This window comes from Marinobacter sp., from assembly GCF_048266785.1.
Lineage (GTDB): Bacteria > Pseudomonadota > Gammaproteobacteria > Pseudomonadales > Oleiphilaceae > Marinobacter.
Map to the genome: position 1 here is coordinate 201,654 of NZ_JBLWYX010000002.1, position 23,506 is coordinate 225,159.

Annotated in this window: 22 protein-coding genes; 9 read left to right on the forward strand and 13 right to left on the reverse strand. The window is 56.0% G+C overall.

Annotated features, from left to right (window positions below; translation table 11 throughout):
* Nucleotide 1 precedes the first annotated feature (1 nt).
* Nucleotides 2–682, forward strand: a complete 681-nt coding sequence (locus tag ACN0V1_RS04445) for an NAD-dependent epimerase/dehydratase family protein (RefSeq protein WP_417543834.1) — start codon at nucleotides 2–4, stop codon at nucleotides 680–682.
* Here the strand turns inward: ACN0V1_RS04445 and ACN0V1_RS04450 are convergent.
* From ACN0V1_RS04450 to ACN0V1_RS04480, 7 genes are all read right to left on the reverse strand, one after another.
* Complete coding sequence (locus ACN0V1_RS04450; protein WP_417543835.1) at nucleotides 679–2,352, reverse strand: GMC family oxidoreductase; 1,674 nt, start codon at nucleotides 2,350–2,352, stop codon at nucleotides 679–681. The two genes, ACN0V1_RS04445 and ACN0V1_RS04450, sit on opposite strands and share 4 nt — an antisense overlap.
* A 41-nt stretch (nucleotides 2,353–2,393) precedes the next feature.
* A complete protein-coding gene (locus ACN0V1_RS04455) occupies nucleotides 2,394–3,179 on the reverse strand; it encodes a ZIP family metal transporter (protein WP_417543836.1) in 786 nt (261 codons plus the stop codon).
* A gap of 63 nt (nucleotides 3,180–3,242) precedes the next feature.
* Nucleotides 3,243–3,740, reverse strand: coding sequence for a hypothetical protein (locus tag ACN0V1_RS04460; RefSeq protein ID WP_417543837.1), 498 nt, complete (start codon nucleotides 3,738–3,740; stop codon nucleotides 3,243–3,245).
* A 153-nt stretch (nucleotides 3,741–3,893) separates the two neighbouring features.
* Nucleotides 3,894–4,352 (reverse strand): DUF302 domain-containing protein, encoded by a 459-nt coding sequence (locus ACN0V1_RS04465; RefSeq protein ID WP_417543838.1) that lies wholly within the window; start codon nucleotides 4,350–4,352, stop codon nucleotides 3,894–3,896.
* A gap of 78 nt (nucleotides 4,353–4,430) precedes the next feature.
* A complete protein-coding gene (locus ACN0V1_RS04470) occupies nucleotides 4,431–5,096 on the reverse strand; it encodes a hypothetical protein (RefSeq protein WP_417543839.1) in 666 nt (221 codons plus the stop codon).
* A 201-nt stretch (nucleotides 5,097–5,297) separates the two neighbouring features.
* Complete coding sequence (locus ACN0V1_RS04475; RefSeq protein ID WP_417543840.1) at nucleotides 5,298–6,104, reverse strand: DUF1338 domain-containing protein; 807 nt, start codon at nucleotides 6,102–6,104, stop codon at nucleotides 5,298–5,300.
* Nucleotides 6,094–7,236, reverse strand: a complete 1,143-nt coding sequence (locus tag ACN0V1_RS04480) for an arginine N-succinyltransferase (protein WP_417543841.1) — start codon at nucleotides 7,234–7,236, stop codon at nucleotides 6,094–6,096. Before ACN0V1_RS04480 ends, ACN0V1_RS04475 begins: the two co-directional genes overlap by 11 nt.
* A 116-nt stretch (nucleotides 7,237–7,352) precedes the next feature.
* Here ACN0V1_RS04480 and ACN0V1_RS04485 point away from each other — a divergent pair, with 116 nt between their 5' ends.
* A complete protein-coding gene (locus ACN0V1_RS04485; RefSeq protein WP_417543842.1) occupies nucleotides 7,353–7,781 on the forward strand; it encodes an Lrp/AsnC family transcriptional regulator in 429 nt (142 codons plus the stop codon).
* 238 nt (nucleotides 7,782–8,019) lie between these two features.
* Nucleotides 8,020–9,702: an AMP-binding protein gene (locus tag ACN0V1_RS04490; RefSeq protein WP_417543843.1), complete on the forward strand. Its 1,683-nt coding sequence runs from the start codon at nucleotides 8,020–8,022 to the stop codon at nucleotides 9,700–9,702.
* A gap of 114 nt (nucleotides 9,703–9,816) precedes the next feature.
* Here ACN0V1_RS04490 and ACN0V1_RS04495 read toward each other — a convergent pair whose 3' ends face one another.
* The gene (locus ACN0V1_RS04495; RefSeq protein WP_291944630.1) at nucleotides 9,817–10,008 is read right to left on the reverse strand and encodes a hypothetical protein; all 192 of its coding nucleotides are present in this window, start codon (nucleotides 10,006–10,008) and stop codon (nucleotides 9,817–9,819) included.
* A gap of 141 nt (nucleotides 10,009–10,149) precedes the next feature.
* Here ACN0V1_RS04495 and ACN0V1_RS04500 point away from each other — a divergent pair, with 141 nt between their 5' ends.
* Complete coding sequence (locus ACN0V1_RS04500; protein ID WP_417543844.1) at nucleotides 10,150–11,049, forward strand: LysR family transcriptional regulator; 900 nt, start codon at nucleotides 10,150–10,152, stop codon at nucleotides 11,047–11,049.
* A gap of 12 nt (nucleotides 11,050–11,061) precedes the next feature.
* Here the strand turns inward: ACN0V1_RS04500 and ACN0V1_RS04505 are convergent, their stop codons facing one another.
* A complete protein-coding gene (locus ACN0V1_RS04505; RefSeq protein ID WP_417544046.1) occupies nucleotides 11,062–11,703 on the reverse strand; it encodes a lysozyme-like domain containing protein in 642 nt (213 codons plus the stop codon).
* A 167-nt stretch (nucleotides 11,704–11,870) separates the two neighbouring features.
* On the opposite strand from ACN0V1_RS04505, the gene ACN0V1_RS04510 reads away from it, so the two are divergent.
* Nucleotides 11,871–12,689: a DUF2059 domain-containing protein gene (locus ACN0V1_RS04510; RefSeq protein WP_417543845.1), complete on the forward strand. Its 819-nt coding sequence runs from the start codon at nucleotides 11,871–11,873 to the stop codon at nucleotides 12,687–12,689.
* Between the two features lie 108 nt (nucleotides 12,690–12,797).
* Here the strand turns inward: ACN0V1_RS04510 and ACN0V1_RS04515 are convergent, their stop codons facing one another.
* On the reverse strand, nucleotides 12,798–13,076 hold the full coding sequence (locus tag ACN0V1_RS04515) for a peptidylprolyl isomerase (protein ID WP_417543846.1): 279 nt from the start codon (nucleotides 13,074–13,076) through the stop codon (nucleotides 12,798–12,800).
* Nucleotides 13,077–13,258: 182 nt separating this feature from the next.
* Here ACN0V1_RS04515 and ACN0V1_RS04520 point away from each other — a divergent pair, with 182 nt between their 5' ends.
* From ACN0V1_RS04520 to ACN0V1_RS04535, 4 genes are all read left to right on the forward strand, one after another.
* Nucleotides 13,259–14,845, forward strand: coding sequence for an ABC-F family ATPase (locus ACN0V1_RS04520; RefSeq protein WP_417543847.1), 1,587 nt, complete (start codon nucleotides 13,259–13,261; stop codon nucleotides 14,843–14,845).
* Nucleotides 14,846–15,019: 174 nt separating this feature from the next.
* A complete protein-coding gene (locus ACN0V1_RS04525) occupies nucleotides 15,020–15,583 on the forward strand; it encodes a DUF1415 domain-containing protein (protein WP_417543848.1) in 564 nt (187 codons plus the stop codon).
* 175 nt (nucleotides 15,584–15,758) lie between these two features.
* A complete protein-coding gene (locus ACN0V1_RS04530; protein WP_417543849.1) occupies nucleotides 15,759–16,490 on the forward strand; it encodes a spermidine synthase in 732 nt (243 codons plus the stop codon).
* A gap of 16 nt (nucleotides 16,491–16,506) precedes the next feature.
* Nucleotides 16,507–17,409 (forward strand): NAD-dependent protein deacetylase, encoded by a 903-nt coding sequence (locus ACN0V1_RS04535; protein ID WP_417543850.1) that lies wholly within the window; start codon nucleotides 16,507–16,509, stop codon nucleotides 17,407–17,409.
* Between the two features lie 15 nt (nucleotides 17,410–17,424).
* On the opposite strand, the gene ACN0V1_RS04540 is transcribed toward ACN0V1_RS04535, so the two are convergent.
* From ACN0V1_RS04540 to ACN0V1_RS04550, 3 genes are all read right to left on the reverse strand, one after another.
* On the reverse strand, nucleotides 17,425–19,143 hold the full coding sequence (locus ACN0V1_RS04540) for a cation:proton antiporter (RefSeq protein ID WP_417543851.1): 1,719 nt from the start codon (nucleotides 19,141–19,143) through the stop codon (nucleotides 17,425–17,427).
* Nucleotides 19,140–21,902, reverse strand: coding sequence for a cation-transporting P-type ATPase (locus ACN0V1_RS04545; protein ID WP_417543852.1), 2,763 nt, complete (start codon nucleotides 21,900–21,902; stop codon nucleotides 19,140–19,142). Before ACN0V1_RS04545 ends, ACN0V1_RS04540 begins: the two co-directional genes overlap by 4 nt.
* Before the next feature lie 117 nt (nucleotides 21,903–22,019).
* Nucleotides 22,020–23,429, reverse strand: coding sequence for a sodium-dependent transporter (locus ACN0V1_RS04550; protein ID WP_417543853.1), 1,410 nt, complete (start codon nucleotides 23,427–23,429; stop codon nucleotides 22,020–22,022).
* Nucleotides 23,430–23,506: the final 77 nt, after the last annotated feature.

A 23,506-nucleotide genomic window follows, 5' to 3' on the forward strand; every position in this document is an offset into this window, starting at 1 on the left:
TATGAAAGTGTTGTTATTGGGGGCAACCGGCTTGACCGGTGGATTTGTTCTGAACGGGCTGCTCGCTCGCGATGAAATCGAGGAGGTGGTCGTGCCCGTCAGGAAACCACTGAAGACGGTTCACGCCGGATTGCGCCAACAGGAAATTGATTTTGATTGTATGGAAGAGCATGCCGAGCTTTTTCAGGTGGATGTGATCATCTGTTGCTTGGGTACGACGATTAAAAAAGCCGGCTCTCAGGAACACTTCCGCAAAGTGGATTATGGCTACAGTCTGAAAGCCGCTGAGCTCGGCAAGGCGACAGGTGCCCGCGCGTTTATTTTGATGTCCGCCATAGGTTCATCTTCTTCATCGACTATTTTTTACAACCGGGTCAAAGGCGAGCTGGAGAATGCTGTAAAAGGGCTTGGATTTTCTTACCTGTCGATTTATCACCCCAGCCTGTTGCTGGGTGACAGGCCTGAGCACCGCCTCGGAGAAGCAATGGGCGCAAAAGCCATGCCACTGATCAACATGGCTCTTTTGGGCCCACTGGAAAAATACCGTGGTATCGAAGCATCGACGGTTGCCAGTGCCATGGTCAACGAGCTTTGCAACCTGGCATCCGAAGCGGCTGCCGAACAGGTGGTTCAGATCCGGGAATATCGGGATATTGTTGAGCTGTCAGTCCAGATAGTCTAATCGCCTGCCAGAATCCACCTTGCTGCTTTCTCGGCAATCATCAATGTCGGTGAATTGGTGTTGCCGCTGGTAATCACGGGCATCACGCCCGCATCCACAACCCGCAAACCTGTTACGCCTATTACCCTCAGGTGAGAGTCCACCACCGCCTGTGCATCATCCGGGCGCCCCATGCGGGTGGTACCCACCGGGTGAAAAATAGTGGTGCCGATGTCGCCGGCCAGGCGGCTTAACTCATCGTCAGTCTGGTACTGCGGCCCGGGCTTGTATTCCTCGGGTTGGTATTTTGAGAACGCTGGTTGGCCGGCGATACGGCGTGTTACTCGCAATGAGTCTGCCGCGACTTTCCGGTCTTCCGGCGTGCTGAGATAATTGGGCGCAATGGCCGGCGCTTCCAGAGGGTTGCGGCTGCGGATGCGCACAGTGCCCCGGCTGGTAGGGTTCAGGTTGCACACGCTGGCGGTAATGGCCGGAAACTCGTGCAGGGGCTGGCCGAAGGCATCCAGACTCAGCGGCTGAACGTGGTACTGGATATTGGCGTAGTCGTATTCATCCGAGCTGCGGGTGAACGCACACAGCTGTGAAGGCGCCATGCTCATGGGGCCTGAACGTTTAAGCAGGTATTCGAGGCCAATTCGCGCCTTGCCCAGCAGGGAGTTGGCCATGGTATTCAGAGTAAGAGCGTTGCTTACCTTGTACACGGAGCGGATTTGCAGGTGATCCTGAAGGTTTTCGCCTACCCCTGGCAAGTCTGCTACCACCGGAATGTCCAGCTCCTGAAGTAGATCGGATGGCCCGATACCAGATAGCTGCAACAGTTGTGGCGAGCCGATCGAGCCGGCAGAGAGAATAACTTCGTGGCTGGCCCTTGCGAGTGTCTGTTCGCCGGAGCTGGCACGTGCGACGTGCACGCCGGTGCACCGGGGCTGCTCTCCATCCGTGTTCATCTCGAGGCTCAATACCTGGGTGGAATGCCATACTGTAAGGTTGCGGCGTTTCGAAGCGCTTCGCAAAAAGGCTTTGGAGGTATTCCAGCGCCAGCCGGCACGCTGGTTCACCTCGAAATAGTCCACGCCTTCATTGTCACCGCGGTTGAAGTCACTTATGCGGGGAACGCCCGCCTGAACCGCTGCTTCTGCAAAGTCTTCAAGCACCTGCCACTTCAGGCGTTGGCGTTCCACTCGCCATTCACCGCCATGGCCGTGGAACAGTTTGTGAGTGCTATCTTTATGGTCGCCGGCGTCCAAGCCATGATGATCTTCATGGCGCATGAAATCAGGCAGGCAATTGTTCCAGTTCCAGGCGTCATCGCCAGTTATTTCTGCCCACCGATTGTAATCCCGTGCCTGGCCGCGGATATACAGCATGCCGTTGATGCTGGAGCAACCACCCAGGGTTTTGCCACGGGGGTATATCAAAGACCGGTTATTGAGCCCCGGTGCCGGCTCGGTGCGGAAACACCAGTCAGTGCGTGGATTGTTGATGCAGTAGAGATAGCCCACCGGAATATGGATCCAGTGGTAGTTGTCTCGTCCCCCGGCTTCGATCAGCAGCACCCGGGTCTCCGGGTTTGCGCTCAGGCGATTAGCCAGCAGGCAACCGGCTGTCCCGGCGCCTGCTACGATGTAATCGAATTCAAACAGCCCAGGTGCGTTATTGTTATCGGGCAAGGTGGTTTCTCCATGCTGACCTGAATGGTGACTACGCCACATCAACTCAAAGTGGCGTCCAGAAACATCATTACCACAAAACCGACCAAAAGTGAGAAGGTTGCCAGTGTTTTATAACTGTTGCGGTGGGTTTCCGGAATTATCTCATTGCTGATGATGAACAGCATAGCCCCGGCCGCGAAACCCAGAGTCCAGGGCATAACCGGCTCTGCGAGCGACACCATAGTGGCGCCAAACACGCCACCGATGGGCTCGGCCAAGCCGGTCAGCAGGGCAATCGTGAAAGCCCGCACCCGGGAGTATTGAATGGCCATCAGTGAGAGCGCAACGGCAAGGCCTTCGGGAATGTTCTGGATACCGATCCCTATGGCGAGCACATAGCCGTTGCGCACATCTCCGCCAGCGAAGCCGACGCCCACGGACATCCCCTCCGGGAAATTATGCAGCGTAATGGCGATAATGAAAAGCCAGATACGGCGTATGTGCGAGGCGTCCGGTCCTTCCGGTCCGAGGTTAAAGTGTTCATGGGGCAGTTTCTGATGGATGTAGTACAGAACACCAGCGCCGGACAAGATGCCGAAGATTACCAGCAACGCGGCAGCCCATGTTGAGCCCAGCAGTGCCTCCCCGTGTTCCAGCCCCGGAAGCAGTAGCGAAAAGAAAGAGGCGGCCAACATCACACCGGCCGCGCCCGCGAGCATACTGTCCTGCATTCGGTCAGACGGCGGCTTGATGAAGAAAACGGCTGCGGCGCCAACGCCGGTTGCCAGACCAGCTAACAGGCTTGCCAGAGCGCCAAGCCAGATGATGTTGATATCAGGTGTCATGAAAGCCTGATTCTCATGGACGGAGTGATCGTTGGTACTCGTTGCCGGAATTGTTTCAAGCCGTCAGTCCGTTTTGTAGGTCGGGTTTTCCGAACGCGATAGCGTAGGTTCGCAGCCGATCACCTGTCTGGCTTGAGTTTGCGCGTGCAAGTACCAGCGCTTTCCGGGCTGGGTAAACGTTTGCGGGGTAACACGGAAATCTTTTGTTTCCATTGTTGCGGGGATCGGCGAGCCGTCGGCATGGCGGTAGACGCAGCTGGTACCAAGGGTCAGAGAAGTGCCCAGGGGTAGCTCTATGAAACCATCATCCCGAACCTGCGGAGTATCGCCGTCTACGCTTATGATTTTGAGACAGGGGCCGTAATGAACTCTGCGCTGCTCACGCAGATATTCGCTTAGGCAATGCTGCGCGCTGAGCAAGACGGTATCGCGGTTCCTGGCTTCAGCGCTTGCGGGCGGGTTCCTGTTGTCTGGCTCACTGACTGGCTTTTTGTCTGATAACGACTGGCAGCCCGTCAGTATCAGAAGGCAGGCCAGCAGAATCGTGACGACAGGCTTCATCGTTACTCCTTGTCGCATTGAACAAAATGGGATTGTCCGGGAACAAGGCGTCAGTTTAGATCAGATTCGGGATACCTGGGTACCCGTTCAGGTATATTAAAGAGGTGAATCGGCTGAAGAAAAATTTCACGGTCACCTGTCGGCGATCGCTGCCTATTTCACCGCGTCTTCGGCGATCTTCTCGAAGACTACGTCCAGTTCCTTTGCGATTAGCATCACTTCGGTGCTGTCTTCGGCGTAGGGGGAGAAGACGAGGCTCGGCGTCTTGTAGCTGAGCGTCGCGGTTCCGTCCTCCTGCTCGGTGACGTAGAACCTGATCGGGGCTTCGATCATTGCGGCTTCGGAGGCTTCCAGCATCCGGACCGCGAAGTCGTTGTTGTAGACACCGATCACCCGGTTTCCGGGGATGGTGACACCGCGATTGGCCGCGGCCTCGGTCGGGCCAGCTTCAGTGACGACGCCCATCTTGTTGGCCTTCGCCGCCGTTTTCACCCTGTCGATCAGATCCTGATAGGCATGGTTCGTTTCGATCACCGCCCAGCCTTCGCGTTCAGCGGGGCTGGCGGCGGCGGAGCAGGCGACGAGCGAGAGGGCGAGAACGAGATAACGCATGGGGGTGCTCCTTGTCATCCGGGTTTCGTTGGGCGTCGTGCTGTTCGGGAACAAGGAGTTAGTTTAGCGCAGCGTCGCTTAGCTTGCCCGGCCGAATATCTTCTCGAAAAAGCCCGCAGAACGCACATCCGGAATCGGCAGGCTGTCCAATTCATCCATGGCTCTGCGCCAGTAGTGCTCCGGGGTGTCCAGCTCTGCAACCAGCGCGCGCTCTTCGGGGCTGTAGTGGTTATGCTCTCCCTCCAGTCCTTTTTCCATCAATGCCTGTGCCCAAAGATAAACGGCACCTCTTACGGTCTTCAACAGGCGTGAATAAACATCGCGGCTGAGGTTGATGGCCAGCTCCGCACTCAGGTTGATCTGTTTCTGCAGAACAACCATATCGTCGGCCTCCAGCAGTAACCGGTTGCCGTCACCTTTTTTGCTGTTGACGCAGATTTTCTCCAGCACCTTTGTACCGTCTATGAGATCGATGTGGCCAAACTCAAGTTTATCTTGATCGCTTACGGGCGCCGGAATCCAGCCATATTGCGGAGATTTCGCGACGATGTGTCCCGGCAAGTCCAGGCGGAAAGGGGGAGCGGCATCACGATCCTGGTAACCATCGAATTCGGAGCGCAGCCACGCAGCCATTCTCTTGTGGCGTAACATCATGGCAAGTGTGATGGCCGAAGGCATGATCTCTTCAAGCAGCTCACCGGAATCCCGGGTGCGCTCGTCGAGGTGATTGGCGGATGCAGACATGTTTTCTCCTTGGCGGAGGCCGGGCTCTCTGGCTTCACCGCCTTGTTTTTGTTGTTGCGCAGTTTTCGGTAGCGCTTGACCGGCTGTCTGTGAAACGTACAGATGTCTAAAAAGTAGACAAAGGTTGCTGCCTGTGCCGTTGTAAAAAGGTGAGGTTTTTGTAACGGCAAGTAAGCCGCCTGTCAGCCAGTTTGCATGGCCCTACATGCTCGCGTTGGTACTCTCGAAAATCTTGTCTGCAGAGGCTGCTACAAAACCATTGTAGAGATGCCCGTCGGGCTTTTTGTAGCGCAGAGCGAACTCATAGAAGCAGCTGGGGATGGTGGTTTCACGGTCACGAAATTTCACGGGCACCCGGTCAGCCATGGTGGATGACTGCTCAAGAAGGTCCTCGGGTGAGCCTTTCACCTCGCCACCGGACGCATTCACGGTAAAGCCGTTAGCTTTCAGAAGCTGATTGATATCGGCGACTGTTTCGAAATTCTGCAAGTGATTAACGCTGACCGTGAAATGGTTCGCCCGATAGCCCCAGGCTGCCAGCCAGGCTGCATATTCGCTCTCTTCGAGTAGCTTGAGATAAGTGTCGTAATCCAGATCCCAGTGTCTGCCTGAATACAGAAAGTCGTCCGCTGCAACCTGCTCTTTTGTCATCCCGGCCACCAGTGTTTTTACCGCCGCCTGAAGTTCCGGTGAGCACTGCTCCGTGAGCAGCTCTGAAATGAACACCCTCGGTGCTTCCGGATCGGTATGCTCATAGTGTCGGGCATAGAGTTTCTTGCCCTCGAAATGGTATTCGCCGCCCTGGCGATACCCCAGAGCAAGAAAATGCTCCGCCAGCGCGTCCAGGCCGACCGGTGGCAGGTTGAAGGTTCGCAAAGCGATGTGATCGTTCATGATGGCGTGGCCTTCTTCGGCTCCCAGAATGCGGTGGATTTGCGCGGCCGATGGGGTAACCTTGCGATAATTCTGCCAGAGCTTCTCGAAGAGGGCGTTGCGATCAGTATGCATAACTTAACTCCGTAGCTGTATTGCGAGTCTGTGTGGGCGCCGCCCGGTTTAAAGGCAGAATGCGCGCAATTTTACCGTCTCTCAGGTGCAACTTTGCAGCAAGAGCTGAGGGAACAATCAACGTATCTGGCCGGGCGCCATATGCGGTGCCGGAATCTGTCTGGACAGACACCTCAGATGTGACGGTTGCGCGGAAGCCCACCGTGCCAGTGTTGGCAATCAGAGTTGGTTCGTTTTGCCAGCAGCTGGTTTGCTCACGGTCAGTGTGAATTCCTGTGTATTTATCCGTTCCGTCAATTCGCACCCTGCACGCGGAAGAGGCTTTTACGCTGCGAATGTCTGCCAAGGCACACTCAACTGTTGGCCCTGCGTCAAACAGGTCTATGAACCCTTTGTGCTGAAATCCTTCTGCCTCAAGTATTTGCAAGGCAGGGCGGGTGTGCGTGTGTACTTGGCTGAGAACTGCCCTGGCCTCCGGGCTCATCATGCAGGTGTACAGAGGGTGGGAGGGCATCAGCTCATCAATGAAATCAGTATAGCCGGTACCAACCAGCTGGGTTGCCTGGCCAAACTCCATGTCAACGAAATGAGCTTTCAGCCAGTCCCAGAAAGGCGACTGCCCTGCAGCATTGGAAACACCGCGCATTTCAGCAATGATGTTGTCTGAAAAACGTTCCGGGTGAAGTGCCATAAACAGGAAGCGCACCCGGGAGAGCAGTTTGCCGGCATTGGCCCTGCGAAATTCTGGCCGCAAGTAAAGCGAGCAGATCTCGGAATAGCCGGTGTAATGGTTACAGCGGGTGAGGGTTTCCACGCTTCTGCGAAGGTCGAGATCGCGGGAGTGATGGGTAACCGTGTTGCGCAGAAAGTGATAAAGCGGGCGGGTATGGCCAGTATTTGCCTCGATGCCGGTGGTGCCCATTATGGCTCCGGTCGCTTCATCTTCCATTACGAACAGGTAGTGCTCGTCACTTGGGTTGGTAACCCGGCGCTCAAAACTGGCCATGGAGTGCGCGACTTTTCGCGCCAGAGCATCTCTGTCTGGCATCAGGGATGTAAACCCCGGGCCGGACTCTGTCGCTATGAGGAAAAGCGCGTCCAGGTCCCTGTCGGTAATCGGTCGAATGATCATGGGCTGCAACCTGACATTATTTCAGGGCAGTATGACGCGATGCTCCGGCATGTTGCAGATGCAATTTGATCAAAGTGGGCTAAGATTTTGTCATAATAACCAAGTGAGTGATCAAAATGATCGGAAATAAAGACCAGAAGCTGCTTATGCTGTTGCGACAAAACGCGCGCATCAGCATTACGGATCTGGCGAGGGTTTTGCACTTATCTCGCTCAACCGTGCAGAACCGCATAGCCCGGCTGGAAGCGAGCGGAGTCATTGCGGGTTATGCGGTGCAGTTGGGAGGGGCGTTTTCGTCCAGCCAGGTGGAGGCTCATGTCTCGATAAAAGTTGCTCAGAAACTGACGGCGCGAACAAACTCGGCACTTGAGGGCATCAGTCAGGTGTCGCAATTATTTTCGGTAAGTGGTGAATACGACCTTATAGCCATCGTACAAGCTCAATCCCTGGAGGAACTGAGTACCGTATTGGATGAGCTTGGTAATCTGGAAGGAGTTGAGCGCACTAACTCGGCCGTGGTGCTGGAAACCCGCTTCCGGCGTTAGGCGCCTTTCCTGAGCTGTTTTTATACGTGTAATATCAGGAGCCCAGCATGCCCGAGAAAGCACTATACAAGAAAGCGACGGAGCCAAGCAGGATAAATCCCCAGGCTGGGAAAATCAGGAAAGAGCGACTCGACGGCCTCATGGTGATCTCCTATGAGTGATGGGATGCGGTACGCTTCGATTTTTACTTTAGACCAATATTGATTAATGTCATAAAAAAATAACAAAGGAGTTTTTCATGGCAGTGGACCCCCGTAGGCAAACCTCTTTGCATTGCTTGTATTACTGGGCGGAACAAAGCCCCGACAAGCCATACCTGACTCAGCCTTATCCGGATGGAACGGTGGAGGACATTACCTGGAAGCAGGCAGCTGATCAGGTATCGCGTATGGCAGCCCATATCAACAGCCTGGCATTACCGGAACGCAGCAATATCGCAGTGCTGGGCAAAAACAGCGCGCACTGGATCCTGTCGGACCTGGCCATCTGGGCTGCAGGGCATGTGTCCGTGCCCCTGTATCCCACACTCAACGGTGAAGCTTCCGCTTACATACTTGAGCACAGCGGAGCAAAGCTGCTGTTTCTGGGCAAGCTCGATGGAACGGCGGATGGCTGGAACGATATAAAAGGGCATATCCCCTCCGACCTCCCGATCATCTCTCTACCCATGTCGCCGCGAAATGATACGCCCAAGTGGCTGGACATTATTGCGGAGCATCAGCCAGCTTCTCCGGAGCTGCCAGACCCGGATACGCTCGCGACGATTGCGTATACCTCAGGTAGCACGGGGCGTCCCAAAGGGGTTATGCACAGTTTCCGGGCCATGGTGTCGGTCGCGGATGGTTTGCAGCAGATGTTCACCGCCTCATCAGACGACCGGATGCTGTCGTATCTGCCACTGGCTCACGTGGCAGAACGGGCGGCGGTAGAAACCCAGTCGCTGTATTTCGGTTTTCATGTTTACTTTGCCAATACGCTGGACACGTTTCAGCAGGATTTGCAGCGTGCTCGGCCCACTTTGTTTTTCTCTGTTCCCCGGTTGTGGATGAAGTTCTACCTCGGCGTTAACGCCAAACTGCCGCCTAAAAAGCAGAAATTACTGTTCAGTCTGCCGGTCGTCAGTTCCATGGTGAAGAAGAAGGTGCTCAGGCAACTGGGCCTGGATCACTGCCGTGCCGCATTGACCGGAGCCGCGCCTTTGTCGGAAGAAATTATCACCTGGTACCGCAGCCTTGGGTTGGAGCTGCTTGAGGTTTACGGCATGACGGAAAACTTTGGCTACTCCCATGCCAGCCGGCCAGGACAGGCCAGAATCGGCTTTGTGGGCGTTACGAACCCCGGCGTGGAACATCGCATTGGTGAGGGTGGCGAACTGCAGGTGAAAAGCCCGGGCATGATGCTGGGCTACTATCAAAACGAAGAGAAAACCCGGGAGGACGTTACCGCCGACGGCTTTCTCAAGACCGGTGATATGGGCGAAATCAATGCCGACGGCTATCTGCGGATTACGGGCCGAGTGAAAGATCTGTTCAAAACCTCCAAAGGCAAGTATGTGGTGCCGGTACCTATTGAGAATCGGTTTAATCATCCTGCTGTGGAAGTTGTCTGTGTTGCTGGTGCTAACCAGCCTCAACCGTGCCTGATGCTGCTGCTCTCGGAAGAAATCCGGGCTGCGCTCACGACTGGCATGAGCCGGGATGAGCTGGAACAGGAGCTGGCGAACGAACTGAAAGCAGTGAACGAAGGTTGTGAGGCCCACGAAAAAATTGCGTTTGTGGTTGCTGTGAAGGAGCCCTGGACCATGGAGAACGGAATGCTTACGCCCACGATGAAGATCAAGCGCAATGTGATCGAAGACCTCTACAACCGTAAAATGGACGACTGGTTCGAGCAGAAAAAGAAGGTGATCTGGGAGTTTTGAACGTCTAATGCAAAACGCCGACGGATCCTCTTGAGAATCGTCGGCGTTTTCAGTCTGGCTTCTGGTTTCAGAGCTGCGCTATTGGCGCAGCTCTTTACGTATGCCCGGCTGGAATCAGTGGCCACCCTGCATCTGGGTGATATCAGTTACTGCAGCAGCCTTGCGATTGAAAGAACGCAGTTTGCTGCTCATGAATTGCACCGCCATCTTTGCAGCCGCACGGGTGTGCTGGCTTCTCACCGCAGTACTGTTGTGGAGGATACTGGATGGTAGCGGTTGAACGGTTGCTATATGTCTTTGTGCCATAGCGACTTCCTCCTTGTCTGGTGAGCTGCTATTTAAAAATGGATAAAAGGGTTGGCCCGAATATACGCAAAATTATAGGGGTATTTTTTTGCAGCGTAAATACGTTAAACTCCTTACTCACGTTGCAAATATGCAGTAGCTATGGACTGGGATTATCTTCGATACATACACGCTCTGGCAATAGGTGGAACCCTCGCAAAAGCCGGAGAAATACTGGGCGTTCATCAAACCACTGTTTTGCGCCGCCTTGACCAGATGGAAGAATCTCTGGGCGTGCAGTTTTTTGAGCGCAATCGAGACGGATTACAGCTGACGCCGGTGGGTGAGACCGCTTTTCGCAACGCGCAAAAGCTGTCTGTCGAGATGGAGAACCTTGAGCGTAAACTGGTAGGGCAGGATGCGGCGCCCGTGGGTAAGGTGCGCCTGGCCGCCGAGGACACGATGATGAGCGAACTGCTCGGATCGGTGCTGGCGGAGCTGGTGCGCGAGTTTCCGGATATTGAACTGGAAGTGCTTACGGATAACGACGTAAGCAATCTCACGCACAGGGAGGCGGATCTTACGCTGCGCCCTGAAAACAAACCTCAGGCAACGCTGGAAGGTGAGCGTATAGCCGCAATCGAATCGGCTGTTTATGGCTCAGCCAGTTACTGCCGGCACCACCGCAATATGGATATTGAAAACCACCCCGAAGACTGTATCTGGATTATTCCGGATGACACCTTCAGCCATCTGGCGACGGGTCGGTGGTATCGCAAACACCTGAAAAACGCTACGTCAGTGATCCGTTGTAACAGCCTGCATGCGATGCATGCGCTGGCACGTTCCGGAGCTGGTCTGGCTGTGCTGCCTTGTTACCTGGGTGAGGGCACCAAAGAACTGCGCCGCCTGTCAGATCCTATCGAGGGTGAAGGTGTCGACCTGTGGGTGCATGTAAGCCAGGACACGCACCAAATGGCGAGAGTGCGTATTGTGATGGAGTTTCTGGTGGACCGCCTGCGGGCCCAGGCCACCGCCATTGAGTTCAGTCCGACCGCCTGAACGTGCGCAAGCTCAACCGCAGAATGGCCAGAACTGATACCAGTGCCAGCACTGGAATTCCTGCTCGCAGGCCTTGAGCTGATTGTCGTACCGGAAGGCCCGGTTCTGAACTCTTGTCGCTAGCGCCGTTACTGCAGGCTTTCGGGTAAAGGATTTTCGAGCGTAGCCGCCGCGACCCTCGTGGTATGCCAGGTAGAGCTCGCGAGGCTTATGGAAGGCGATATCGAGCTCTCGATGAGTGAGATGGTTATACCAGCCCACGAAATCCAGCGCGTATTCCATATCGGTGCGAACCGTAAACAAACCGTCACCATTAGCCGCAAGATATTCCCCCCAGGCCGGGTCCAGGGCTTGGGCATAGCCATAGGCGGTGGTTGGCCGGCGCCAGGGTATAAAACCCCATAGCCGTGTTCTGGGTGGCTGGGCGTGGCTGCGAAACGAAGATTCGTAGTAAACGAAAGCCATCTGTGTGGCGATGGGCGTGCCCCAGCGTTTCTGGGAGTTGCTCGCGTAGTCATACCAGACAGTATGCTCACGGAAAATCTCACACAGATTCTCGGGATTAACCGGTGGGTCCGGAGCCAGCAGGCTGAAGCGCAGCGTTGCCCATGTGCCGATAATCAAACCCAGAACCGGAAGCCCGAACCATTTCACGTGGGATCGCCACCGATTACGGCGGGTCTGGCGGCGTCGCTTGCGCGGACGTGCCGGCTTCCAGAATTTTCCTACCAAACTGTCATCTCCGGAACCCATGGATTGCTTGCTCAGGGGAGGGCGCGCGTGTCATAAACGCAGCACCCACTAAACAGGATGATAATTAAATGAAGCCTGGCACCCTAGTTAAACCTCTTTTAATCACTGGCCTGTTTCTGGCTGGTCCCGCTATGGCTGCGCCCACTGCTCAGCAGGTTCTGGCTGCGTCGCCCATTGATGATATCGTCGATCGCTATCCCGCCATGATGAGTGAGGGCATCCGCGAGGGGCTGAAGCGCAACCCGCAGTTGCCCCCCATGGTGGCCGATACTATTGGATACGTCGTTACCAACAGCTTCCGTGCGGCGGATATAGAGCAGCAGATTGTAAAAAACCTGGAGAGCGACCTCTCGGGGAAGCAGCTTGAAGCGGTACAGGATTGGTATGAAACCCCGGTTGGCCGGAAAATTTCGGCGGTGGAAGTTGCGGCCTCCGATCCGGGCGCCTGGAAGCAGATTCAGGCCAGAGCGGCGGAGTTGAACAAGAAGTATAAAGGCACCGACCGCGCCCGGGCGTTTGAGCGGTTTGATCGTGCATCCCGCGCCACGGAAAGCGCTGTGGATACCACCATTGCCGTGCAGCTCGGGCTGGCAACCGCCATGGCTGCGTTCAGCAGCGATTCGGCGAATTACGATGAGCTCAAACAGAGCATAGAAAACCAGCGCGGCAAAATCCGTGGCATCGTTGAGCAGCAGGTGTATGACAGCTACCTGCATACCTATGAAAAAATCAGCTCTCAAGAGATGGGGCTGTATATCGATTTTCTGGAGAGCGGCCCGGGGACTGCGTTTTCAAAAACCGTTACCCGCAGCATTCAGCAGGCCATTACCGATCCGATTGAATCCATCGGCAACCAGATGGCGCGTTTCCTCTCTCCGGAAAAATAGGGCAGGTGCGGTAAGAACACTCAGTACTCGTTGGATTGGCTCCTGATGCGATCAGGAGCCAATCAGCAATCCGCGGTTGGAGAACTTCGGCCCGCAGTAGATGGCCCCTTAACTGCGACTGGTTACTTCCAGCAAGTGATAGCCAAACTGGGTTTTTACCGGCCCGAGAACCTTGTTGACTTCGCCGCTGAAGACCACTTTATCGAACTCCGGAACCATCTGGCCAGGGCCGAATGAACCCAGGTCGCCGCCGTTACGGCCGGACGGGCAGGAAGAGTGCTGCTTTGCAACGTCAGCGAAATCTTTTCCACCTTCAATTTCTTTTTTCAGCTCTTCACATTTTGCTTCGCTGTCTACCAGAATGTGGCGTGCGGTTGCCTGTGCCATGGTAACTGTCCTTACATAAAATGAATGGGTACTTCAGAGAAAGAATGCTGCCCGTACCCTTCGCCTGAGGCAAGCCTTTTTATCGGTGTTTCTGCGGCCTCACGGTTATCCCTGCAAACCTGTACAATGCCGGCTTTATTTAGCCAGCACGGCGCTGGCCCTCACATATACAGGTTTGTTTCTTGATCTCTACTGCCAATATCACCATGCAATTCGGGGCTAAACCCCTGTTTGAAAATGTTTCCGCCAAGTTTGGTAACGGCAATCGCTACGGCCTGATCGGGGCTAACGGCAGCGGAAAATCCACTCTGATGAAGATCCTGGGTGACGACCTTGAGCCGTCTGCGGGCCAGGTCATGCTGGAGCCGAACGTTCGCCTGGGTAAGCTGCGCCAGGACCAGTTTGCCTACGAGAGCTGCTCGGTCATGGACACCGTGATCATGGGCCATGAAGAACTGTGGAACGTTAAAAAAGAGCGCGACCGCATCTATTCGCTGGCAGAGATGAGTGAAGAAGACGGCATGACGGTTGCCGACCTGGAAGTACAGTTTGCGGAAATGGATGGCTACACCGCCGAATCCCGTGCCGGTGAATTGCTTCTTGGTTTGGATATTCCCCTGGAGCAACACGAAGGACCCATGAGCAGCCTGGCCCCGGGCTGGAAACTCCGGGTACTGCTGGCCCAAGCGCTGTTCTCCGATCCGGACGTGCTGTTGCTGGACGAGCCCACCAACCACCTGGATATCAATACTATCCGCTGGCTGGAAAACATTCTGGTAGCCCGCAGCAGCACCATGATCATCATTTCTCACGACAGGCACTTTCTTAACAGTGTGTGTACCCATATGGCTGACCTGGACTACCGTGAGCTGAGGTTGTTTCCGGGCAACTATGATGAGTACATGACGGCGGCCACCCAGGCCCGTGAGCGTATGCTCTCGGATAACGCAAAGAAAAAGGCCCAGATTGCCGAACTGCAGCAGTTTGTCAGCCGCTTCTCTGCCAACGCTTCCAAAGCAAAGCAGGCCACGTCGCGCGCGCGACAGATCGACAAAATCCAGCTGGATGAAGTAAAACCGTCCAGCCGTATAAGTCCGTTCATCCGTTTTGAGCAAGGCAAAAAGCTGCATCGCCAGGCCGTAACCATCCGGGAGCTGACCAAGGGCTTTGATGGCAATACTTTGTTCAACAAGCTGAACCTGCAGGTTGAAGCCGGAGAGCGCGTGGCCATTATTGGCCCGAACGGTATTGGTAAAACCACGCTGTTACAGTGTATGGCAGGGGTTTACGAGCCTGACGGCGGTGAGGTGAAGTGGACCGACAGCGCCGAAGTGGGCTACTACGCCCAGGATCACACGGCGGATTTCGCCGCAGACGACACGCTTACCGAGTGGATGGCCCAGTGGACGACAGGCGGCGAGCAGCTGATAAGAGGCACCCTCGGCCGAATGCTGTTCTCTGGCGATGACATTGGTAAATCTGTGCGGGTAATCTCCGGTGGTGAGCAGGGGCGCATGCTGTTTGGCAAGCTGATACTGCAGAAGCCAAACGTGATGCTGATGGATGAGCCCACCAACCACCTGGATATGGAGTCCATCGAGGCGCTGAACCTGGCCCTTGAGAACTATCCCGGTACACTGATTTTCGTGAGCCACGACCGTGAGTTTGTTTCTTCACTGGCGACTCGGATTATTGAGCTTAAGTCTGATGGCATCACTGACTTTAGTGGTACCTACGATGATTATCTTCGTAGCCAGGGGTATCTGTAAAATCTACTGATACTGCGGAGGCTGGGCAGGCGGGCAGGGCGGGCCAAAAAACGCTGTGAATACGTCCGTGTACGCTTGGCTCCGCCATCCATGGCTCCGCACATTTTTGGCCCGCCCTGCCCGCCTACCCGACCGAACTTTGGTGGGTTGGATCAACAACCAGAGGAATTTATTGTGAGCGATGGAACCGTAGTTCAGGCAACCCGTAAATGGGTCGAAGACGTTGTTGTTGGTTACAACCTTTGCCCGTTCGCCAAACGGGAGCTGGTCCGAGATCGGGTTCGGTTTGTGGTATCCGAGGCTGATAACGAAGATTCACTGCTTCAGGCCCTGCAAACTGAATTGCTGCGCCTGGACGATGAACCGGACACCGAAACCACACTCCTGATTCATCCTCACGTACTGCAGAGTTTTGCGGACTACAATGAGTTTCTGGGTGCTGCGGATGGGTTGTTAACCTATCTGGATCTGGAAGGTGTATACCAGATTGCCAGTTTCCACCCGGATTATCAGTTTGCCGACACAGCACCGGATGCAGCGGAGAACTACACCAATCGTTCCCCGTTCCCGATGCTTCACCTGTTACGGGAAGCCAGTCTGGAAGCCGCGATTGATAGCCATCCGGATGTAGACGGAATACCACCGCGGAACATTGAACTGATGAACAAGTTCGGTGCAGAGAAAATGAGCATAGTTTTAACCGAATGCTTGAAGGTGGCGGAGGATACAGGGGAGTAGACAGTAGCGCTGGTGGGGGCCCCTCTCCCAAAAATGTGCGGAGCCATGGATGGCGGAGCCAAGCGTACAAGGACGTATTTACAGCGGTTTTTGGGAGAGGGGCTCCCACCGGCGCCTGCACAGTGCAGATTTGATGCAGGCCCGACCTTAGCTAAATAAAAAAAGAGGCACCAAAGTGGCACGACTGTTCGAACAAATTGATAGCCAACCCTCCGAAATCGGCGAAATCACACTCCGCCGCCGACGCATCCCGGCACTGGGCGACAGAGACATCTTCGAGGTAAAACTCGGCGAAGAATTTCTCATGTCGAGTATGTTTGTGGACGCCGAAGTGGCCCTCTCTGATCTCGGGCTAGGTGAAACCGAAGGCGACAACCTGAGCGTCGTCGTGGGTGGCCTGGGGCTCGGTTATACCGCTGTAGCCGCACTCAAGCACGAACGGGTCGGAGAGTTGCTGATTGTCGAGTACCTGGAGCCGGTTATCCGCTGGCACCAGCAAGAGTATGTGCCCCTCGGTAAAGACATCAACGCAGATGCTCGCAGCCGCTACATTCACGGCAGTTTCTTTGATCTGGCCGTCACCGATCCCGAAAACGGCGGTTTTGATCCCGAAACCCCGGGCAAAGAGTTCGATGCCATCCTCCTGGACATAGACCATTCGCCTCGTGCCTTGTTGAGCGACTCGAACGCCAGCTTCTACACCACCGAAAATATCAGCCGCATGGCCCGTCAACTCAAACCCCGGGGTATTTTTGCCATGTGGTCCAATGAGGGCGAAGATGCCGTATTCATGGATGTACTTCGAGATGTGTTCACCGAAGTAGTCTGCCATGTTGTAAGCTTTTATAACCCATTCCAGAACAGAGAGTCTTTCAACACCGTTTACGTGGCCCGCAAACCGGGCTGAATCAGCCGGAGTTTGTATGCCAGAGACAACCCACCGAACTCGTCCCTTCAGTTCGAACCACCGCCTCCCGGAGTTGAGTGAGGCGCAGGTTCTGCACGCGCCGGAACAGGCAGGTGAGTTGCTGGCAGAATTTATCCACCGCTATCCCAAACTCATGATTCTGACCGGTGCGGGCGTCAGCACCGATTCCGGCATTCCGGATTATCGCGATGGCGAAGGCGCCTGGAAGCGCAAACAACCGGTACAGCATCGGGATTTCATGGAAAGCTTTGAAACCCGTCAGCGTTACTGGGGGCGCAGCTTGATTGGCTGGCCTGTCATGCGCAATGCCACCCCAAACCCCTCTCACTACTACATCGCCGACCTCGAACTGCGTAATCATGCCAGCCTGGTGGTCACCCAGAATGTAGATCGCCTGCATCAAAAAGCAGGTACGCGCGGTGTGTGTGATCTGCATGGCCGAGCGGATGAAGTAGTGTGTATGAGCTGTGGCTATCGCTGTCCCCGGGATGATGTGCACGCACGTTGTGCCGATCTCAATCCGGATTTCGGGCAGTACAAAGCCGACACCGCACCGGACGGAGACGCGGATCTGGATGTGGATTTTTCAGGATTTCAGTTGGCAGATTGCCCCAGGTGCAGCGGCATACTGAAGCCGGATGTGGTGTTTTTCGGGGATTATGTCCCGAAGCAGCGAGTACAGTCAGCCATAGAGGTGCTTAACGCCAGTGATGGTTTACTGGTGATTGGATCATCGCTGATGGTGTACTCGGGTTTTCGTTTCTGCCGGTATGCCAAAGAATTTGGCAAACCTGTCGCCACCCTTAACCTGGGCCGGACCCGGGCGGAAGAGCTGGCGGACCTTAAACTGAATGCACGAATAGGGGAGGCCCTGGGGGCCTCACTCAGGCGTTTATAGGCAACGGCTGGTCTGTCATTCAATGAATTCTTTTTGGCCGGTCGGGTCTTTCATAGGCGTGTCCGCTACGGCTTCTCCATTCAGGATCATACGCGCTGCAGCAATGGCCGCATCGCGGTAGGGCATTAGCACAATGTCTGCCTTGGCGCGCGCAAGCGCTGCCGCCGTCTTCTCACTGTGTGCGGCAACGGCGACCTTGCCATGATAGCCAAGGTCCTGCACCGACCTGAGCAGCGCACGGCGCGGGTCGTCATGGGTCAGCCCGGTTTCATGTTCGGGCACTGCCAGCACTAGCCATTTGGCCGCACCAAGCGGCAGGTGTGCAAGAAACTCCGGGTCCGTTGCATCGCCGAAAATAACATCGTATCCATCCATTCGGGCATGGCGAACCGCCGTGGGGCTGAAGTCGACGCCAAGCACTCTCAGTCCGGCCTCCCGCAGCACGCCCGCAATACCAAGGCCGTAGCGCCCGAGCCCGAACAGGATCACATCGTGTCCCTGCGAGCTTGATGGAGCATCTTCGCGCGGCGTCGCAGCCATGCGTCGGTCAAAAATTCTCAGAAGCGGCTCTACTCGATCATATATCTGGTGCGAATAGGTGATCATGTAGGTTGAGGCGGCGATAGTAATAAGGCCCACGAGTGTTACCAGGCCGAGCGCCTGGTCGCTGACATGTCCGATAGTCACGCCCATCGCCATGAAAATGAGAGAGAACTCGCTGATCTGTGCCACCGTGAGGCCCGCAAGAAAGCCTGTACGTTTGCGGTAGCCCATCGTGACCATGATGATCAGCACAATCAGCGGATTCCCGATCAGCACGAAAAGCGACAGGACAATGGCCGGCCCTACGCTGGCTCCCAGAACTGACAGATCCAGGGAAGCTCCGAGCGCGATAAAGAAAAATAGCAACAGAAAGTCCCTCAGCGACGTGAGGCGTGCGGCAATCGCCTCACGGTAGGCCGTGGAGGCCAGCGAAACACCCGCTAGTAGCCCGCCGAGTTCTTTCCCGAAGCCGAGATAGTGGCCAATCGCCGCTAACAGTGCGGCCCAGGCGATGGTAAATGACACCAGCAATTCCGGAGCCTGCGACAGGCGGTCGACCAGCGGATTGGCAGCATAACGGATGAATAGCGCCACCGCGAAAAGCATGACCAGGCCGTAACCAAGAACGACCAGGACATCGGTCAGCGCAGCATCTTCACCGGCTCCCACGCCGATAGCAGACAATACGATCATCGCAACCACAACAACGACATCCTGCACAATCAGAAAGCCAAGCGCGATGCGGCCATGGAGCGAGTCGATCTCACGTTTATCAGACAACAGTTTGACGATGATGATGGTCGACGAAAACGTCAGAGCGACGGCTACGTATATAGCCGATAGAGCATCGAGGCCAAGTAATAGGCTGATGATGAAGCCGAAGACCGTTGTGAAGATTACTTGCCCCAACCCCGTAATCAGTGCCACAGGGCCCAGCGTGCGTACCAGATTGAAATCCAGCTTGAGCCCGACGAGGAACAACAGAACCGCAATTCCCAACTCGGCCAAGAGGTCTATTTGTTCATCCGAGCGGGCGATATCCAGCACAGAGGGGCCGGCAACTATGCCCACCGCAATGAAGCTCACAATCAATGGTTGGCGCAGAAGAAGTCCGATGAAGCCTACACCAGCGGCCAGTACCAGCAGCGCAGCGAACTCGTAGAACATGTAGCCCTGAAGCGCTTCGGTCACAATGTCTCTCTTTTACTTTCAGTCTTTGAAGGCTGCCCTGGGGTGCGGGGACGGTGCATCCTGTGGCGCAGAACACGTTTTTCTATTTCAAGAATCACAAGCAGTGCTGGCCCTACGGCGACGATAGCCAAGCCCTGGGGAACGCTCAAAGGCCGGGTATCGAAGAAGGCTTCCATAAACGGAGCGTAGGTAAACAGGAACTGTAACGTGGTGACTGCGGTTATGGCGATAAGCACCGGCCGCGTTCCGAGTGCGGCCTTGAGCGACAGCGAGGTGGTATTGAGGAAGCGCACAGAGAAAAGATAGAAGATCTCCATCACCACCAGTGTGTTGACTGCGATCGTGCGTGCTTCTTCGATGCTTGCGCCTTGCTGTTGGGCCCAGATGAACATCCCGAAAATGCCTGAGCACAGGAGAATCGACACGAATGCCACGCGCCATAGGACGAAGCGCGACAGAATACCCTCTGAGGCAGGGCGAGGCGGGCGCTGCATGATGCCGGGTTCCGCCCCTTCAAAGGCCAGGGCCATGGCCAGAACAACCGAGCTGACCATATTAACCCACAGGATCTGCACCGGCGTGATGGGCAGCGTCAGGCCCAGAAGAAGCGCTGCAATGAGTGCCATCGCTTCACCGCCATTGACAGGCAGGAGAAAGAGGACGGCTTTTCGCAGGTTGTCATAAACAGTTCGGCCGGCTCGAACGGCGGCCGCAATGGTGGCAAAATTGTCGTCGGCCAGCACAATCTCGGCCGCTTCCTTGGCCGCTTCGGTCCCGGTTTTTCCCATAGCGATGCCGATATCAGCGCGTTTTAGCGACGGCGCGTCGTTAACCCCGTCGCCAGTCATGGCCACGACGAGTCCATCAGCCTGCAATGCTTCGACCAGGCGCAGCTTGTGCTCGGGGCTGGTACGCGCAAACACGTCGATGCGCGCGGCGCTCTCTTGCAGTTCTGTGGCACTCAGCCCGTCAATCTGGGCACCTTCCAGAACTTCCTCGGTATTCTCAAGCCCCAGTTGTCGAGAAATTGCCAGGGCGGTGCCGCCATGATCGCCGGTAATCATCTTGACCCGGATGCTCGCTGCCTGGCACTCGGCTACGGCGGTAATAGCTTCTTCACGGGGTGGATCTATCAGGCCGACGAGTCCCAGAATGGTCAGCCCGTTTTCCACTTCACTGAAGGACAGTGTCTGAGCGCCTTCCGGTGCGTGCTTTGTGGCGATGGCCAAAACTCTCTGGCCTTCAGCTGCAATCTCCGACGCAGCACGCCGCCAGTATTCGGCATCTAAGGGGGTGGCCCCGTCTTCGTCCTCATGCTGGCGGGTACACATGGCCAGGATACGCTCGGGAGCTCCCTTCACGTGGATTGTTGCCTGGCCGTTGTGATCATGATGCAGTGTCGCCATAAACCGGTGCTGGGCGTCGAAGGGAATCGCGTCAGTTTGCGGATTGGCAGGGCGGGTATCACCTGTCACCAGGCCGGCTTTGCAGGCAAAGGCGACCAGGGCGCCCTCCATTGGGTCGCCTTGAACGGTCCAGCCAGCTTCCGTTTGCTTCAGTTCTGCATCGTTGCAAAGCATGGCACCAAGGGCAAGATCGCTCAGGAGCGGATGGGTTCCTGATTCGACCTCCTTGGAGTCGAGCATAATGGAACCATCGGGTGTATACCCTGTGCCGGTTACAGAAAAGCTTTGCCTTGCGGTGGCGACCCTGGTCACCGTCATTTCGTTGCGGGTTAGCGTGCCTGTCTTGTCTGTACAGATGACCGAGACAGAGCCTAAAGCCTCGATCGCGGGGAGTCGGCGCACGATCGCGTTGCGCCGTGCCATCGCCTGCACGCCGATGGCGAGTGTTACGGTGAGAATTGCCGGCAGCCCCTCAGGGATCGCAGCAACCGATAAGCCAACCACGGCGACAAAGACGTCACCAAAGCTCATGCCGGCCACGCCGTACCCGAAGGCGAGGATCATCGCGGCCAGTACGAGGATGACGCCGGTAATGCGGCGGGCGAAGACCTCCATCTGCAGGAGAAGTGGTGTGGTTGTTGTCTCGACGCTGGTCAGCAGCCCGCTGATTCGCCCGATTTCGGTCTCGGCTCCTGTCGCTACAATAACGCCACGCCCGGTGCCGGCGGCGACCAGGGTACCGCTGTAGGCCATCGAGTGTCGGTCGCCAATGGGTGCGTCTGCGGCGACAGGATCTGTCACCTTGTCGACCGGAACGGATTCACCTGTCAGAACCGCTTCCTGAATACGTAAGCCCTTGGCGGCAACCAATCGAAGGTCGGCGGGCACCTTGTCGCCGGCGTCAAGAAGTACGATATCCCCCGGTACCAGTTCCTCGGCTGGCACCGTCGCCCGGCGCCCGTCACGCAGTACTTCTGCTTCTGGAGCCAGCATGTCGCGAATTGCCGACAAAGCCTGCTCGGCACGACCTTCCTGTACGAAGCCGATCACTGAGTTGACCAGCACGACGGCCAGGATCACACCGGTATCGACCAGATGCCCAAGCGCGGCTGTTACCGCTGCGGCGGCCAGCAGTACATAGATCAGGACATTGCGGAATTGTCTGAGGAATCGGCGTAGCGGGCCGTCGGGCTGAACTTCGGGTAGCCGGTTCGGCCCGGTGCGGTTAAGCCTTTCTGTTGCGTCTGTGGGGCTCAGGCCATCAAGGCCTGAGCCCACATTCCTGAAAACCTCGTCCTCCCCAAGTGCAAACCACTTGGGGGCCGATGGATCCTTGACGGGGCGAGTGGTCATAGGGCCTCTCCTTAGATCAACAACGCCCCATCATACACTGCGATATAGCTCAAACATATTTGAAGTCTACGTCGGAACTCCTCGGTTTTTACACCTCGTTTTCAAATTTGACATAGCTCAAGAACCGAACAAATTGTAGATAAATACTGCACCCACGGCCACCGGCGTAATGAAACGTACGGTAATGTACCAGAGGCGGAACATGGGCTCTGACAGCGCCAGTTCATCCTCCATCGCCTTGCGTGACATTACCCAGCCGGCAAATACGGCAACCAGCAGGCCGCCCAGCGGCAACAGGATGTTGGCAGTAAAGAAGTCCAGCAGATCAAAGATCGTTTTACCTTCGAGCATGCCAATCCACCCCAGTGGCGCGAAACCCGACCACAGGTTCAGGGAAAGGATTGATGCAATGCCCAGCGCCCAGCACACGAAACCTGCGCCTAACGTACTGGTGATGCGGGTCATTCCTTTTTGTTCCTCCAGCCATTCCACAATGGGCTCCAGCAGCGAAATACCGGAGGTCCAGGCGGCAAATATCAGCAACAGGAAGAACAGGGTTCCGAACAGGCTCCCCATGGGCATCTGGCCAAACGCTAGCGGCAGGGTCTGAAAGATCAGGCCGGGGCCGGCGCCGGGCTCAAGGCCGTTGGCGAAGACAATCGGGAAAATGGCCAGGCCGGCCAGCAAAGCCACACCGGTATCGATGACGCAAACGGCAATGGAGGTTTTGGCGATGGACACACCTTTAGGCAGGTAGGAGCCGTAAGCCATCATCACCGCCATGCCGAGGCTCAGAGTGAAGAAGGCGTGGCCCAAGGCGACCAGAATGCCGGAGGTGGTGAGTTTGGAGAAGTCTGGCTGGAACAGGAAAGTCACAGCGCGGCCAAACTCACCGGTGGTCATGGCGTAGCCGACAACGGTGAGCAAAAGCAGGAACAAGGCCGGCATAAGAATGCTGACGGCCCGCTCAAGGCCCGCGCGAACGCCTTTTGCTACCACTAGCATCACCAGCGCCATAAACAGGGTATGCCACATCAGCAGCGTGAGCGGATCCGCCAGAAGGTCAGAGAAGATGGCACCAATGGCATCCGCAGACTGGCCGGTCAGCTCTCCACTGGCGGCTGTCCCTACATAGGATACAGCCCAGCCACCGATCACCGAGTAGAATGAGAGAATCAGGAAGCCGGCGATCACCCCGACTGCGCCGACCATGCGCCAGGCCGGGTTCAGCTTGTCGTGCCCGGTAATGGCTCTGAGGCTGTTAACCGGGCTGCGGCCGCCGCGGCGACCAATGAGCACCTCAGCCATCATGATGGGCAGACCAATCGCAGCGATACACAGCAGGTATACCAGTACGAAGGCTCCACCACCGTTTTCACCGGTAATGTAAGGGAATTTCCAGATATTCCCCAATCCAACAGCCGAACCTGTGGCCGCAAGTATAAAAGCAAGGCGGGAGGACCAGAGCCCCCGGTTGGCATTCGAGCCTTCCAGTGCTCCTGAAACAGGTGCGTTCGATTCAGACATGATTGTCTCCTGTAGATGCTTGTTTTTGTTTGTAAGAGCGGAAGCCATGAATTGATCATAGCCCCGTAAACCAAATG